This window comes from Pseudoalteromonas sp. MMG022 (genome assembly GCF_021654245.1).
GTDB lineage: Bacteria > Pseudomonadota > Gammaproteobacteria > Enterobacterales > Alteromonadaceae > Pseudoalteromonas > Pseudoalteromonas amylolytica.
Genome location: NZ_JAKFZQ010000007.1, coordinates 1 through 12,848, shown reverse-complemented (window position 1 = coordinate 12,848; position 12,848 = coordinate 1). Strand labels below are relative to the sequence as shown.

Sequence of the window (12,848 nt, the reverse complement as noted above, 5' to 3'; positions counted from 1 at the left end):
CAAAATCCTTATAAAGTTCAGTTACATACGCGTGGCCAACAGGCGCAGCGTGAATAAGTCAAATCATACCATAGCCACATTGAATAAGAAGCTTAGATACAATATTCAATACTGTTTACAAACCAGGTTTTTTCTCCCTCAGGAGTTCGAACACTAAATTCATCATCTACCTGCTTTCCGAGTAAGGCACGCGCCATCGGAGCATCGATGGAGATATAGTCTTTGCGCTCGTATATCTCGTCAGGACCGACAATTCTGAAGCGTTTGATGTCACCTTGTTCATTCTCTATTTCAACCCAAGCGCCAAAATAGACTTTGCCGGCCTGCTGTGGAGAATACTCAACAATTTGCAAGTCAGGTAGTCGTTTACGTAAGTAGCGCACACGGCGGTCTATTTGTCTGAGCAAACGTTTGTTAAACGTATAGTCGGCATTTTCTGAGCGATCGCCTAAGCTGGCTGCCCAAGAAACAATCTTCGTTATTTCAGGCCGTTTTTCATGCCATAGGTGATCGTGCTCTTGTTGAAGTTGTCGATAGCCTTCAGGGGTGATCAGGTTGGTTTTCATATTTTGCTATTTATCAGGTTTGTGAACGTAAAATACAGTTCGGATTGTACTCAAGCTATTAGCTAATGACACTCATTATTCAATTTGTAACGTTCGGTAACAAAAGTTCTTATATGGTATGGTGTCTAGTTAGACATTTTTCAATTATATTAAGCCAATGTGTTTAATAACAAGAAGAACATAGTATGGGAAATGAAACTACCAAAGTGTTGGTTGTTGATGACGATATGCGTTTACGCAGCCTTTTAGAGCGTTACCTAGTGGAACAAGGCTTTATCGTGCGTACTGCTGCAAATAGTGAGCAAATGGATAGGCTATTGGAGCGTGAAAATTTTCATTTAATGGTCCTTGATCTCATGCTACCTGGAGAGGATGGGTTGTCTATTTGTCGCCGATTAAGGCAAAAAGAAAATGACATTCCCATCGTTATGTTGACCGCTAAAGGAGACGAAGTAGATCGCATCATCGGGTTAGAACTAGGTGCAGATGACTATATTCCAAAGCCATTCAACCCAAGAGAACTACTTGCGCGTATTAAAGCTATATTGCGTCGCCGCGCTAAAGAAGTACCAGGTGCGCCTTCAGCAGAAGAAAACGAAGTGGCATTTGGCATCTTTAAACTAAATTTGGCGACACGTGAGATGCATAAGGCAGATGAAGTGCTGTCTTTGACTAGCGGTGAATTTGCTGTGTTAAAAGCGCTGGTGAGTCATCCTAGAGAACCTCTTAGCCGAGACAAATTAATGAATTTGGCCCGTGGTCGAGACTATAGCGCGCTTGAACGTAGTATCGATGTTCAAGTGTCGAGGCTTCGCCGTATGATTGAAGAAGATGCTGCAAACCCACGTTACATACAAACCGTATGGGGCTTAGGGTACGTATTTGTGCCTGATGGTCAAAAATAGTTATTGGCTATGAGTCTATTTCCTAGAAGTGCCTTCGGCCAAACGGTGTTCTTTGTAGGGGGCCTATTACTTTTAAACCAGATAGTGTCCTACATTACCGTCACGCTTTATGTGTTTAAACCCACTTTTGAACAAGTTAATTTGATGCTTGCAAAGCAGGTTAAAACGGTGTTTATCGATTGGGAGGATGGGGTTGAAACTAACGATGAACTATCCAATAAGTTCTTCGAAATCACTGGGATAGAGGTGATGACTCAGCGCCAAGCCTATATTAATGGTTTGGATAGAGCGAAAGAGTATAGTTTGCTTTCCAAGAGTATGTCTGAGCAATTGAATGGCTCCGCTAGGGTGAGAATTAGTCAAGGCGATCCAATTGTTTATTGGGTGGAAGCCCCACAAGCTCCAGGTTATTGGGTTAGGGTACCGCTGACGGGTTTGAGTGAAACAAAGTTGGAGTTCTTGGTGTTTTACCTCTCCAGTATTGGTTTTTTAAGTGTGTTAGGTGGTTGGTGGTTCGCTCGTCATTTAAATAGGCCTCTCAAGGCATTACAAACGGCAGCGGGCCGTGTGGGTGTTGGGGACTTCTCCACCCGTTTAGTCGAAGATGGCTCCACAGAGGTCCGAGAAGTAACGAGAGCATTTAACCAAATGTCAAAGGGGATAGCGCAATTAGAAAATGATCGTCGGCTCCTTATGGCGGGTGTCTCCCATGACTTACGTACACCGCTGACTCGCATTCGCTTGGCCACCGAAATGATGGCTGATGAAGAAGATTATCTAAAAGAAGGAATTATCGATGATATAGAGGATATGAATGCGATCATTGACCAGTTTATTGAATATCTTCGCCATCATCATAGTGGACAAATGGCCGCTGAAGACATTAATGCAGTGGTTGACGATGTTGTTCAGGCGGAAAAGAAGCACAAACGCACGATTCGGTTTGCCCAAGCTGAGAATATCCCACCAGTTGTTATGAATACTGTAGCACTCAAGCGCGTGGTTACTAACATGATAGAAAATGCTATTCGTTATTCCGAATCTGCGGTAGATGTAAGTACACATTACAATGCTCGCCAGAGGGAGGTGACTATAAAAGTTAAGGACAGGGGCCCCGGCATTCCTGAATCGGAGCTTGAAAATGTGTTTGAGCCGTTCAAACAAGGCGACCAAGCAAGAGGCAGTGAGGGCAGCGGCCTTGGCTTGGCAATCATCAAGCGTATCGTCACCACTCATGGTGGTAAAGTTCGCTTAAGAAACAGGGCCGAAGGCGGTTTAAGTGCTGAAGTTGCGCTGCCTACCACAAAGAATTAATAAGGTTAAATCATCACAATGAACAAACTTGTAGTACTTGGAGCTGGCTGGTTAGGGAGGCCATTATGCGTACAAGCAATGGCTAAAGGATGGCAGGTTGAAGGGACACGAACGCAACCTCGGCAGGAAGATGAATTTGAACGAATACTTCACCTAGACGGAGCATTATTGCAACATAATGTGACGCTTCGTGATGCATGGTGGGTATGTGCAATTCCACCGAGGGCTCGCAGTGAGAAAAGTAATTATTTAGCTACTCTAGAACAGTCGTTGTTGTTGAGTAAAAAACTTGATTGCCAAGGTTTTTTATTATGCTCAAGCACGGGCGTTTATAGCAATGATAGCGGCTGTTATAGTGAGCAAAGTGAGACAAGTCTAGCATCATCAAGACAGCATGTGCTAGTTAGTGCGGAGCAGCAAGTTTTGAGTTACGGTGGAAAGGTACTCAGGCTTGCAGGATTAGTAGGCCAAGGAAGAGAACCAGGACGCTTTGTGTCAGCAAAACAGTTGCGAAGTTCTTCACAGGGAAGCGTAAATATGGTTCAACAGCAAGATGTGCTCAATGCTGTATTTACAGTGCTTAATAACTGGCATGAGGCGAAGGATATCTACAATGTTTGTTACCCATCTCACCCGAGCCGTGAGGCGTACTATCAGCAAAAGTGTGAACAGTTAGGTACTCCTGCGCCAACTTTTGCTAGTGATGAGAAAGTTGAGCGGATCATCGATGGCACGGCAATTTGCCAGTTGGGCTTTAACTACCAGCACCCCATATAAGCTAATAATCCGATAGGTTTTGGTTCGCTTTGTTCCTGTGATACTAAGGCTGCTTTTTCTTAAAGGTTAAGTGGCCACCTAAGCGATATTTGCTGCCAGGTGAAATGAGCCTAGCAAAACTCACAATGCCTTCAGCGCTCCAAGTTCGACGGATCACTTGTAAACAAGGCTCCTCATTAAATAAACCTAGCCACTGGCAAACTTCATTACTGGGCATAATGGCCTCTACGGTATGTCGAGCTTCGGTTAAAGGGGCAACATGAGATAAATATTCGTGTGGTGTAAAGTCAGCGAAATCTTGTTGCAAGTAGTCTCCTGCTAGAGTTGGGTTTACAAAACGCTCTTCAACCTGCAAGGGTGTGTCATTCTCGTTATGTATCAAGACGCTACGATATACCTGACTGTCGACTTCTACACCTAATGCAATCGCAATTGGGGCGACTGCAGCCATCGACTCTAGTGATAAAACAGTACATGAATAGTGACCATTGCGAAGTCGTACTTCGTCTGCAATATTTTTTATTTCAAGGAGCGAAGACTGCGATTTAAAACTCGCAACAAAGGTTCCAAGACCTTGAGAGCGAGTTAGAATCCCTGTGTCGGTTAACTCACTAAGTGCCCGTCTTGCCGTCATCCGGCTTACGTTAAATTGTTCGGCAAGCTCATTTTCAGAGGAAACCCTCTGATTTTCATGCCAAGTTCCCGCACGGATATTATCAATAATGTACTGCTTTATTTGGGCAAATTTAGGTTGCGCATCCAATGCCTTAGTACTCATGTTTAATTATTATAAAATAAAGATGGCACACTTATATTGTATATACAAGTAAGCTTGCTACACTCCTAGCAACTTGATTTTTTAAGAGGCTATGTATGCTTGATGTAGATTTAGTGATCACCAACGCCACGTTGGCAACGATGGATGCAGATATTCCAGCACCTTATGGCTTAATAGAACAAGGGGCTGTGATGATTAAAGGAGGAAGCATAATTTGGCTTGGTCAGATGCAAGATATGCCTGAGTTTGACGCTTTGGCGACGCCACTTCATGATGCAAAGGGGCAACTGGTAACGCCTGGCCTCATTGATTGCCATACTCATATTCTGTTTTCAGGTAACCGTGCTACGGAGTTCGAGCAGCGTTTAAATGGTGTGTCATACCAACAAATTGCACAACAAGGTGGGGGCATTGCCAGTACGGTACGAGCGACCCGAGAGGCTGACGTAGAAACGCTGTTTGTACTGGGCAAAGAGCGACTGAATAGTTTGTTACGTGAGGGCGTGACTACAGTAGAAAGTAAGTCTGGATATGGACTTGATTGTGAGAATGAAATCAAACTGCTAACAGTCAATCAGTTGCTCAATGAAAATCATCCCGTAGATGTACAGAGTACATTTTTAGGCGCGCATGCTCTACCGCCAGAGTACAAGGAACGGGCGGATGACTACATCACACTAGTGTGTGAAGAAATGTTGCCACAGGTTGCAAAGCAGCAGCTCGCAGTTGCCGTTGACGTGTTTTGTGAAAACGTAGGCTTTAGCTACGAGCAAACTAAACGGGTGTTTACTAAAGCAAAGCAATTAGGGTTAAAGATAAAGTGCCATGCAGAGCAGTTGTCAAATCAGCATGGTAGTGAGTTGGTAGCAGAGTTTGGCGGGCTATCAGCGGATCATATAGAGTACTTAGATGAGCAAGGTGTTATCGCAATGGCAAAAGCAGGTACGACAGCTGTTGTATTACCGGGAGCTTTTTATTTCCTACGTGAAACACAGCAACCTCCAATAGATTTGTTGAGAAAGCATCAAGTTCCAATGGCTATCGCCAGCGATTTTAATCCAGGCACTGCACCTTTATGCTCACTTAGGCTGATGCTCAATATGGCTTGTACTTTGTTTAAAATGACGCCGCTTGAGACGTTGCAAGGTGTCACAGTTAACGCTGCCAAAGCACTTGGCTTGAGTGATCGCGGTGTGCTTAAAGTTGGTATGCGCGCCGATATTGCTGCATGGCAAGTTGAGCATCCAGCTCAGCTTAGTTATCAATTTGGTGTTAGCGATCTGTCAAATCTATGGATCTCGGGTAAACTTATAAACTACTCATAGATTTTTATTATGGTAAGCGAGTGCTAATACTCATTTCGACTTGGTTGGCACCAACTTTTAGCAATGTGAGCGTCGGTATGATTTCGATACTTGAGGCTATGTTGTTAGGAGCTGTTTGCTGCGCTGGTATTATGCTTACAATTGCAGCAAGAGAAACGCTAATAAAAGGGTTGCATGCAGCCCTTTGCGCCATCACCTTGTTGCTCCTTTCATTGAATGTTCCGTTGGCAATGTATTTGCTGGCTATCGTATTTGCCGTATATTTTATTTACTCTTTATCTTTTTCATCGCCTTGGCCTGCGCGGCTTATTGCAATATGTACATGCATATATGCGGTCTTACTCTCAGGTTATTTGCTCTCCCAATGGCCCATAATGCTTAGTGCAACTGCTTTACTCCCTATATATTTTGGGCTCATGTATGCGATAAACGATGATTACAACATTGAGCTCTCTCATGAAGATGAGCATGAACAGGGAAAACTAGGCAATGATCTTGGTTTACCTGACAGAGCCAGTCTACGTCAAGCGTACGAAAATCAAAGAAAACTGGACCCTGGCGCGGCAATGTTAGTGGTAATCTTTCTGGAAGGGGTAGAGCAGATAAATCGGCAACTAGGACGAGAATTCGGTGATACTTTGTTATCCGAATCTGCAAATCGTATTAAACAGCAATTACACAGCAACGATATCTTTCCTATTCCACATGGAAACTCGGTCTCTAGGTTAGCCCATTTAGGTGGGCTTCACTTTGCCTTTGTTTGTCGTCTTGTTCGTTATGAGCATCTTCATGAACAGCTCATCGACGATATATTACAATCTACTCTACAGCCCTTTTACGTTGGAAATTGTACGCTAGAGATCTCGGCAAGAGCTAGCTATGTGCATTGTGATGAAGAGCTAGGCCAATTTGATAGTCTTATTTCGTGTGCGTATTTAGCACTAGATAAAATGCCTGGGCACGCCATTTGTGCCTATCAGCAAAATATGCAAATTTCCCAAGTAGACCAGCAAATGAGATTACGAGAGCTTGCCGATATCGTAATAAATGAAGCGTTTGAGATCTATTTTCAACCTGCATTTACTCATCCAAGCGGAGATATTGCTTATTTAGAATTATTGCTTCGATGGCCGCACCCGAAATTGGGTCTTTTAAGCGCAGAGCAGTTTATTGATGATATCCGTTTGGCAGGATTGGCCACTCCCGTCGCGCACTTTGTTATAGAGCGTGCGGCTGAAATTGCAATGGCATTGAAGATGGAAGATATTCAGGTGCCTTTGTCAGTTAACATATTCGGGCCTGAAATGTTTAAAGATGGCTTTTTAGATTTTATGGAGCACGTATTATTAGAGCACTACCTTCAAGCTGGTGAAATTCACCTTGAATATCCATCGTATTTGCATGAACACTTGGATAATAAAAGCCAAAGCCGTATCGAAGAATTGCGTCAACTAGGTGTCGATGTGGGTATTGATAGATTTGGTGAACACCCTATAACTTTAAGCACGCTAGCGAATTTGCATGTGGATTATCTCAAATTATCACCTATTTTGACGCAGCCCCCAAAGCCACAAGGGATCGAAAAAGTGCTATCTGATCTGATAGCGATGCAGCGATTGCGAGGCATAAAAGTGATTTGTAAAGGTGTTGAAAGCGAGCAGCAGTTAGTGCTCGCTCAAAAGTTGAATTGCGATGCCATACAAGGGCATCACTTAGCCTCACCTATGAACACTAAAAACATGATGAGTTGGTTGCACAAGTGGCATCTGCAACGCAATGATTAATCGACTTTACCTCTTAGGTAACTACATACAAGGGCACTTAAAACCTGGCCAGATTCAAGCATACCTTGAGGTAAGCCTTGTGGATGGTTTGCAGGTGCCGCTTCGCATAAATGTAAGTAGCGTGAGCTCTCCTGTTTGGCTCCCAGATAAACGAAATGCTCCGCATCGCTTACGCTAAATCCACAGTTGGTAAAAGCACTAACTGGCATATAGCTAATACTGTCGACGTCAACTTCAATGCCCAGTGGCGCTTTATTCGCAAAACGTTGTAGGCCAATTTCGCATGCTTTAGTAAGTGAGTATTCTCTACTGACTTGAATCTCTTGGTAACTGGTAAAGCTGAATCTAGCTTGTTTAAGCGCTGTTACAATCGCTTGATTATTTTTTTGTTCGTGTAGGCCCACAACATGATAATCCCCTAAAAAGGATTGGTCATAAGCATAATGGAAGCCATTACCACTGTGTCTTCCCTCAAGTGCTCGAAAATCAGCGTGAGGGTCAAAGTTAATCGCGTTGCAAGGCATACCTGATGTTTGTGATAGAGCTTTTAATATGCCATAGCAGTTATTGTGGCCACCACCAATAATGATAGGCTCAAGTCCTGCGGCGAAAACCATCGCTAAAACTTGCGACACGCGCTCGTCTAACTGTTCACACAAATTTCTTAATGCGGTTAATTGTTCTGGATTTGCATTGTCCAATTGATCGCTCAGTTGCTGGAGGTCGTCACAATCAATTTCCCCTAACAAAAGCACATTGTTCGGTGTCAGAAAGTCATTGCATGGGAGGTTCAAAAAGCGTTGTAAGAAAGCCTGCCATCCAAGTGTTGCACCACCTTTTCCGCAGTTTGCTTTAGGGCCAAAGTCTTCATTGATTCCTAGTAAAACGTACTTGATACCAAATGCAGCTGCATCTTTAAGTGCTGACTCTAATTGTGAACTTGAATCCAAAAAAGTCAGTGCTTGCCAAAAACGTTGTTCATTTGCACGAGTGCTTGTGAGGCTTGTGACATCAGCCTCACTGTAGACATGTAACCATTTTGCCATATAGGATTATTCTTGTTCTTCCGGTTCTAATAACAACTCTTCAGCGGAGATAATGATGCCAGTACTATCTGCATATAGATAATCATCTTCAAAGAATGATACACCAGCAAAGTTGACAGGAATACCTTGTTCACCTGAGCCTTCGCTGTCGGCGGCAACAGGTATCGATGCAATGGCCTGAATGCCGATATCGCATTCTTCTAGTTCATCTACATGACGTACAGCGCCATATACAACGATGCCTTGCCAATTATTTTCTACTGCTAGTTCAGCAAGATCTATATCAATGAGCGCGCGTCGTGTTGAGCCACCACCATCAATCAACAAAATACAGTCTGTACCATCTTGCTCCAACATACTTTGGATAAGCTCGTTATTTTCAAAACACTTAACGGTTTTAATGCGGCCACAAAAAGCAGGCTGGCCCCCAAAGTTAATGAACATCGGCTCGAGCACATCAACCACATCGGCAAAGTGATCACATAAGTCGGAAGTGCTGTAATCCATAACTATTATCCTCAGAAAATAACATTAAGTCAGGCCCAGTATACTCGCATATGACGCCTTAGCAATGGTAAACAGTAACTTACATATTAGTGTCTTAAAATTGTCACGGTTTTGTTATTTAGCTCTTCTATGCTGAATTTATACACAGCATGTGAGTGAAATGTTATGAAAAGTAAGCTGGCTCAGCTCGACACAGTGTTATATTTCAAGGTTTTTACGCCTAGTCCAAAGCATTGGTGGCGGTTGATTGCACTCGGTTTATCAAAAAGTGGTAACGGCGGATTGTATGTTTTGCTAGCGCTATTATGTGCGGTGTTTTTAGAGCAACTAGGGCAGCTATTTGCTTTGACGACTGTACTGGCTTTTGCAATGGAACGGCCAATTTACTTTTACGTAAAAAATCGTATTGCCAGAGTGCGTCCATGTGATTGTTTTGCCCAAAAAGCACTGTTAACACCCAGCGATAAATTTAGTTTGCCATCTGGGCACAGCGCAGGAGCTTGGTTGTATGCGACGTGTCTATCAGAGCATTTACCTATATTATCAATTCCGCTTGTGATCTGGGCTATTGGTGTGTCGTTATCTCGTGTTGTTGTAGGCGTGCATTACCCGTTAGATGTGATAGTTGGTGCATTGATGGGAGTTGGATGCGCAAGTTTGGCGATTGGTATAGTAGGAACGCTATGAAAATATTGTATGGAGTGCAAGGGACTGGAAATGGTCATACAACTCGGGCGCGCATCATGGCTGCGAGCTTTGCTCAGCTTGGTGTTGAGGTAGATTATTTTTTCTCGGGGAGAGCACGAGATAAATATTTCGATATGGATGTGTTTGGTAATTATCAAAGCCGAGATGGTTTGAGCTTTGCATCACAAAATGGGCAAGTAGATAAGTTTGAGACGCTCAAAAGATTGAAGTTAGGTAAATTCATCAAGGATGTCAGGAAGTTAAACTTATCCAAATATGACTTAGTGTTTAATGATTTTGAGCCTATCACAGCCTGGGCTGCGAAACTGGCGAAAGTACCCGTTATCGCTATGAGTCATCAAGCATCATTTTTATTCCCTGAGGTACCATTAGCGGGCGGCGGCTTTTTTACGCGCCATTTAATGAAGCAGTTTGCACCTGCGGATATTCACTTAGGTGTCCATTGGCAGCCTTTTGCAAAAAATATCATACCACCGTTTATTCCATATGAAGCGCCAGATAACCAATGTCAGTCGATTGCGAATAAGGTACTTGTGTATTTGCCATTTGAAGAGCTATCAAAAATCATGGAGTTGCTTAGAGACTTTCCCGACAAGGAATTCTATTGTTATCACCCTGATGCCCAGAACCAGTCATTATCAAACGTGCACCTGCGTGCACCCAGTCGAAGTGGGTTTTTAAAAGACTTAGCCAATACCAGCGGAATCGTTGCTAATGCGGGCTTTGAGCTATCTAGTGAAGCAATGAAGTTTGGCAAGAAACTTCTGCTCAAACCCTTAAGTGGTCAATTTGAACAACTCACCAATGCGTTAACATTGGAGAATATGGGCCGGGCCAAAGTAATGCATTACCTCAGTTCTAATGCGCTAGAAGAATTTTTAGAATTACCTATGGCTGAAGTTGTGCATTTTCCGTCTGACCCCGCACCTTTGGTCAACTGGTTGATAAATCGTCAGTGGCATGATGTTGATTCATTACATCATCAGTTGTGGTTAAATGTTGGCCATGCCTCCTCGAATGCTGCGTAATGACGATGTAATTATCCCTTTTTTCGGTAAATTTCACTTAGTGCAACTTTAACAGAAGCAGTGAAGAAACATCTCGGCTATACTTTGCCCTAGATTGGCAATAACTAGGTAAAGGTATGGCTTTGTTAGAAAATCTAACTATTAAACGTCGATTGCAACTTAATGCATTGGTTGTCGGTGTTGCATTAATTGTGATGTTAGTCGTCATTATTTACGAAGCGAGAACAATGCTTCAGCTTAATAATGGTATTCAGTATTCGAAGGAGCTAAATATACATGAGCTCACGATGCGCAAGCATGAAAAGAACTTCTTGTTTTATAAAGAAGAAGCCGCGTTGGAGCTGTTCGACCAAGAATATAGTAGCTTGAAAGGCACGATAGTTCAGCTGGAGAAAATCTTTGACGACTTTGGTATCGATAGTGCTAAGCTTAGTGAATTTAGGCGCTTGTCTGAACAGTACAATGTTGATTTTCAAAAAGTTATCGAGTTGCAAAAAGCAATTGGTATGCACCCAAAAGATGCTTTGTATGGTGAATTAAGAAGTGCAGTCCATGAGGTTGAAACGCTGCTAAAAGAGCGAGAGAACTACGAACTGCTTGCCACTATGTTACAACTTCGCCGCGCTGAAAAAGATTTCATGCTACGTCTTGATTTAAAGTATTTATCTAAGTTCTCTGGATTAGTTGATACTTTTTCAAAACAAATAAAGACGGCGGGCTTCCCTGCTAATTATGAAGCAGACTTACTTCGTCTATTATCGGAGTACCAAACTAAGTTTAAGGCATTAGTAGATGCGCAGGTTAAACTTGGATTACATCTTGATGATGGTGCGCTGGGCAAAATGAAGAAAAGCGTGGAGGCGAGCGATAGGTTAGTGGTTGATGTGGTTGCACTGACCAAGTCAGCTATCGAGGAAAGCTCTAGCAATGTTCAGTATGTTGCTTTTATTATCTTTGGTATAGCCGCGCTGTTCGTTATGGTACTTGTTTTATCTACCAGTAACTCAATCATCAAGCCTGTTGAGCGGGTCTATCTCACAATAGAAAGAATACGCAGAGAGAACAACTTGGGGCTGACGATAGAGCAAAGTGGGAATGATGAAATCACCATTATGACTAGAGACTTTAACAGCTTAATCAATGACTTTAAGATTTTAATTTCCGAAGTAAATAGTGCTCTAAGTACCATTAATGATGCGACTTCTCATTTAACAGAGTCAACGGCTCAGACGAGTGCAGGTATGAACGAGCAGCTTCATGAGGCGGATATGGTTGCAACTGCGGCTACCCAAATGCAAGCGACAATTCAGGATATCTCACACAACACTGAAGCAGCTTCTCAAAAAGCGGAGTCAACCAATGGTAATGCTCAGCAGGGGCGCAATGAGGTGGATGCTACAATTAAGCATATCATTGCACTGTCAGAATCATTAAGTGGTGCATCTGGGGTAGTTTCACAGTTAGAAAAAGATGGTGAAACAATTGGTTCTGTTCTCGATGTAATTCGAGGTATAGCGGAACAAACTAATCTACTGGCCTTGAATGCTGCGATCGAAGCGGCTCGTGCCGGTGAGCAAGGTCGAGGCTTTGCAGTTGTAGCTGATGAAGTTCGCTCACTTGCACAGCGCACACAAGATTCAACACAAGAGATTGAAAGTATTATTTCTACACTTCAACAAAGAACCAGAGAAGTGGTCAATATTATGCAGCAATGCCGTGATCAGGGTGCTGAAAGTGTTGCGCAAGCAGAGAAGGCGGGTGAGTTGCTTAGTATGATCACAGAAGATGTACAAACCATCATGGATATGAGTACACATATAGCCACGGCAATTGATGAGCAGAATCAGGTTGCAAGTGAAGTGAATCAAAACGTGGTTCGTATCAGGGATATCGCACAAGTGGCATCTCAACATGCCAATGCAAATGCGCAAAGCAGTGAAGAAGTGTCTGAACAAGCTAAAGTCTTAAGAGATGCGGTGGCTAAATATAAAGTGTAAAGTTATCTCTAGAAATGAAATGCCGCTGCAATGAAGCGGCATTTTTGTTTGTAGAAGGAGTGGGAAGTATAGAAAGTCTACAATTTTTGAGGCTTTAGTATGGATTTTGTTCA

The 12,848-nt window shown here is 43.0% G+C and carries 12 protein-coding genes; 8 read left to right on the top strand and 4 right to left on the bottom strand.

Annotated elements, in window-relative coordinates; genetic code table 11:
- Nucleotides 1–92 precede the first annotated feature (92 nt).
- Nucleotides 93–566, bottom strand: coding sequence for a transcription elongation factor GreB (greB, locus tag L1070_RS08115; protein WP_070986161.1), 474 nt, complete (start codon nucleotides 564–566; stop codon nucleotides 93–95).
- Between the two features lie 185 nt (nucleotides 567–751).
- Between greB and ompR the strand changes: the two genes are divergently transcribed.
- The 3 genes from ompR to L1070_RS08100 are packed head-to-tail and all read left to right on the top strand — an operon-like array spanning nucleotide 752 to nucleotide 3,562.
- Nucleotides 752–1,471, top strand: a complete 720-nt coding sequence (gene ompR, locus L1070_RS08110; RefSeq protein WP_070986160.1) for a two-component system response regulator OmpR — start codon at nucleotides 752–754, stop codon at nucleotides 1,469–1,471.
- A gap of 9 nt (nucleotides 1,472–1,480) precedes the next feature.
- Nucleotides 1,481–2,785, top strand: a complete 1,305-nt coding sequence (gene envZ, locus L1070_RS08105) for a two-component system sensor histidine kinase EnvZ (protein ID WP_237125182.1) — start codon at nucleotides 1,481–1,483, stop codon at nucleotides 2,783–2,785.
- Between the two features lie 18 nt (nucleotides 2,786–2,803).
- Nucleotides 2,804–3,562 (top strand): NADP-binding protein, encoded by a 759-nt coding sequence (locus tag L1070_RS08100; RefSeq protein WP_237125181.1) that lies wholly within the window; start codon nucleotides 2,804–2,806, stop codon nucleotides 3,560–3,562.
- A 43-nt stretch (nucleotides 3,563–3,605) separates the two neighbouring features.
- Here the strand turns inward: L1070_RS08100 and hutC are convergent, their stop codons facing one another.
- Nucleotides 3,606–4,340, bottom strand: coding sequence for a histidine utilization repressor (hutC, locus tag L1070_RS08095; RefSeq protein ID WP_237125180.1), 735 nt, complete (start codon nucleotides 4,338–4,340; stop codon nucleotides 3,606–3,608).
- 95 nt (nucleotides 4,341–4,435) lie between these two features.
- On the opposite strand from hutC, the gene hutI reads away from it, so the two are divergent.
- Nucleotides 4,436–5,665, top strand: a complete 1,230-nt coding sequence (hutI, locus tag L1070_RS08090; protein ID WP_237125179.1) for an imidazolonepropionase — start codon at nucleotides 4,436–4,438, stop codon at nucleotides 5,663–5,665.
- A gap of 20 nt (nucleotides 5,666–5,685) precedes the next feature.
- Complete coding sequence (locus L1070_RS08085) at nucleotides 5,686–7,449, top strand: EAL domain-containing protein (RefSeq protein WP_237125177.1); 1,764 nt, start codon at nucleotides 5,686–5,688, stop codon at nucleotides 7,447–7,449.
- Here the strand turns inward: L1070_RS08085 and L1070_RS08080 are convergent.
- Nucleotides 7,446–8,495 (bottom strand): formimidoylglutamase, encoded by a 1,050-nt coding sequence (locus L1070_RS08080; protein WP_070986155.1) that lies wholly within the window; start codon nucleotides 8,493–8,495, stop codon nucleotides 7,446–7,448. The two genes, L1070_RS08085 and L1070_RS08080, sit on opposite strands and share 4 nt — an antisense overlap.
- A 6-nt stretch (nucleotides 8,496–8,501) precedes the next feature.
- The gene (gene rraA / locus L1070_RS08075; protein ID WP_070986154.1) at nucleotides 8,502–9,002 is read right to left on the bottom strand and encodes a ribonuclease E activity regulator RraA; all 501 of its coding nucleotides are present in this window, start codon (nucleotides 9,000–9,002) and stop codon (nucleotides 8,502–8,504) included.
- Nucleotides 9,003–9,167: 165 nt separating this feature from the next.
- Between rraA and L1070_RS08070 the strand changes: the two genes are divergently transcribed.
- From L1070_RS08070 to L1070_RS08060, 3 genes are all read left to right on the top strand, one after another.
- Nucleotides 9,168–9,689, top strand: coding sequence for a phosphatase PAP2 family protein (locus L1070_RS08070; protein WP_237125175.1), 522 nt, complete (start codon nucleotides 9,168–9,170; stop codon nucleotides 9,687–9,689).
- The gene (locus L1070_RS08065; RefSeq protein ID WP_237125173.1) at nucleotides 9,686–10,738 is read left to right on the top strand and encodes an MJ1255/VC2487 family glycosyltransferase; all 1,053 of its coding nucleotides are present in this window, start codon (nucleotides 9,686–9,688) and stop codon (nucleotides 10,736–10,738) included. The genes L1070_RS08070 and L1070_RS08065 overlap by 4 nt, the downstream gene beginning before the upstream one ends.
- Nucleotides 10,739–10,854: 116 nt before the next feature.
- Entirely contained in the window at nucleotides 10,855–12,735 is a 1,881-nt protein-coding gene (locus L1070_RS08060) for a methyl-accepting chemotaxis protein (protein ID WP_237125171.1), read from the top strand.
- The last annotated feature ends 113 nt before the right edge of the window (nucleotides 12,736–12,848 follow it).

Bases quoted from the DNA above. Each gene is read 5' to 3' on its own strand.
- L1070_RS08065 (WP_237125173.1), top strand. From the start codon at position 9,686: ATGAAAATATTGTATGGAGTGCAAGGGACTGGAAATGGTCATACAACT.
- hutI (WP_237125179.1), top strand. From the start codon at position 4,436: ATGCTTGATGTAGATTTAGTGATCACCAACGCCACGTTGGCAACGATG.
- L1070_RS08060 (WP_237125171.1), top strand. From the start codon at position 10,855: ATGGCTTTGTTAGAAAATCTAACTATTAAACGTCGATTGCAACTTAAT.
- L1070_RS08070 (WP_237125175.1), top strand. From the start codon at position 9,168: ATGAAAAGTAAGCTGGCTCAGCTCGACACAGTGTTATATTTCAAGGTT.
- L1070_RS08100 (WP_237125181.1), top strand. From the start codon at position 2,804: ATGAACAAACTTGTAGTACTTGGAGCTGGCTGGTTAGGGAGGCCATTA.
- greB (WP_070986161.1), bottom strand. From the start codon at position 566: ATGAAAACCAACCTGATCACCCCTGAAGGCTATCGACAACTTCAACAA.
- rraA (WP_070986154.1), bottom strand. From the start codon at position 9,002: ATGGATTACAGCACTTCCGACTTATGTGATCACTTTGCCGATGTGGTT.
- L1070_RS08080 (WP_070986155.1), bottom strand. From the start codon at position 8,495: ATGGCAAAATGGTTACATGTCTACAGTGAGGCTGATGTCACAAGCCTC.
- ompR (WP_070986160.1), top strand. From the start codon at position 752: ATGGGAAATGAAACTACCAAAGTGTTGGTTGTTGATGACGATATGCGT.
- envZ (WP_237125182.1), top strand. From the start codon at position 1,481: ATGAGTCTATTTCCTAGAAGTGCCTTCGGCCAAACGGTGTTCTTTGTA.
- hutC (WP_237125180.1), bottom strand. From the start codon at position 4,340: ATGAGTACTAAGGCATTGGATGCGCAACCTAAATTTGCCCAAATAAAG.